The organism is Aureispira sp. CCB-QB1 (assembly GCF_000724545.1).
Lineage (GTDB): Bacteria > Bacteroidota > Bacteroidia > Chitinophagales > Saprospiraceae > Aureispira.
In genome coordinates, this window is record NZ_JHBV01000101.1 from 1 (window position 1) to 519 (window position 519).

A 519-nucleotide genomic window follows, 5' to 3' on the forward strand; every position below is an offset into this window, starting at 1 on the left:
TTTTGATATTGGATCAGTTTTTCTTTCATGTTAAATGGGTTGATCTTGGTTTTCTCCTCCTGCTACTTCCAAGTTTTTGGCTTGAGCACTGGTGGTTTGAGGCGCTGGGGCATTTTTAGTCAAATCTTTGTTGGTCGTTTTCTTTGGAGCTGCTTTTTCAGCTGCTTGTTTTTCGGCTTTCTTTTTCTTGAGATAGAAGAAAGTGCCCACTCCCAAAAGAGCCACAACAAAGAAAATGCCCGCTATTTTATACGAAGGTTTTGATAACATGATGATTGACAATTAAAAAAAGAAGGTGATAAAATAAAGGATTAACTAGCTGGTCACGGCTTGCAATTGCTGGATGCGTTGATAAATCAAGTCAAAATAACTCAAGCTGTTGATGCCTGTTTTTAGATTACAATCCACATGACAAGCTTTCATAGGAATGGTGATGTCCACGCCATATTTGACTTTGTAGGCTTTGACCGTTGCCATAAAACGAGCAGGATCCAAATCATAGAGCTCTTTGATGGGATT

General features: G+C 38.9%; 2 protein-coding genes. Both read right to left on the reverse strand.

Going from position 1 to position 519, the window contains the following annotated elements; translation table 11 throughout:
- Positions 1-30 precede the first annotated feature (30 nt).
- Positions 31-270 (reverse strand): hypothetical protein, encoded by a 240-nt coding sequence (locus tag CG11_RS26390; RefSeq protein WP_052599934.1) that lies wholly within the window; start codon positions 268-270, stop codon positions 31-33.
- Positions 271-315: 45 nt separating this feature from the next.
- Positions 316-519: hypothetical protein (locus CG11_RS30590; protein ID WP_197043971.1), on the reverse strand; the 204-nt coding region annotated here is incomplete at its 5' end.